Origin of the sequence: Thermophagus sp. OGC60D27 (assembly GCF_052400625.1) — a bacterium.
Taxonomy (GTDB): domain Bacteria; phylum Bacteroidota; class Bacteroidia; order Bacteroidales; family Marinilabiliaceae; genus Thermophagus.
This window is the reverse complement of sequence record NZ_JBQTGH010000040.1, coordinates 1-735: the sequence shown is the minus strand read 5'-3', so window position 1 is coordinate 735 and position 735 is coordinate 1. Positions and strand designations below refer to the sequence as shown.

Sequence of the window (735 nt, the reverse complement as noted above, 5' to 3'; positions counted from 1 at the left end):
GCTAAGTCGTAACAAGGTAGCCGTACCGGAAGGTGTGGCTGGAACACCTCCTTTCTGGAGAGTATTGGACTTGTTAAGTAAGGAGAACAAGGTGAGGCTTTTAGCCTTGGGTTTTGCATTTTTTTAAAAAACAGACAAATAGGGGATATCAGAGGCGGACAGAGACAGGACGCTAAGTATGTCCACCTGCATTATCGATACGGTGGAAAAAACAGTCCCGTAGCTCAGTTGGTTAGAGCACTACACTGATAATGTAGGGGTCGGCAGTTCAAGTCTGCCCGGGACTACAACACCAGATGCCGGAAATACGCATCTGAGGCATATCCCCAGAAAATAAAGACGCAAACAGTAAGCGTCAAAGGATAGCAATATCCACGAAGGCCAAAAAAGGCCAAAAAGATCATTGACATATTGGGAAGAATAAAAATCAAGAAGCGAGGGCAAACGCGAGCGCAATAGAGCTTTAGTTAGTGGATGTAATTAAAAAGGCATTCACGGATTAAGAAAGTAGAAAAGGGCGTATGGGGGATGCCTGGGCTCTCAAAGGCGATGAAGGACGTGATAAGCTGCGAAAAGTTGCGGGGAGGTGCAAATAACCTTCGATCCGCAAATTTCCGAATGGGGCAACCCGCCGTAATGAAGATACGGCATTCCGAGTAATCGGAAGGCGAACCCGGTGAACTGAAACATCTAAGTAACCGGAGGAAAAGAAAACAAAAGTGATTCCCTAAGTAG

At 46.0% G+C, this 735-nt stretch carries 1 tRNA gene and 2 rRNA genes; all 3 read left to right on the top strand.

Features of this window, described 5'->3' with window-relative positions:
• Positions 1–54 (top strand): 16S ribosomal RNA (locus tag ACT29H_RS16775); the annotation flags it as partial.
• A 159-nt stretch (positions 55–213) separates the two neighbouring features.
• Positions 214–287: transfer RNA gene (locus tag ACT29H_RS16770), tRNA-Ile, on the top strand.
• Positions 288–501: 214 nt separating this feature from the next.
• Positions 502–735, top strand: a 23S ribosomal RNA gene (locus ACT29H_RS16765); the annotation flags it as partial.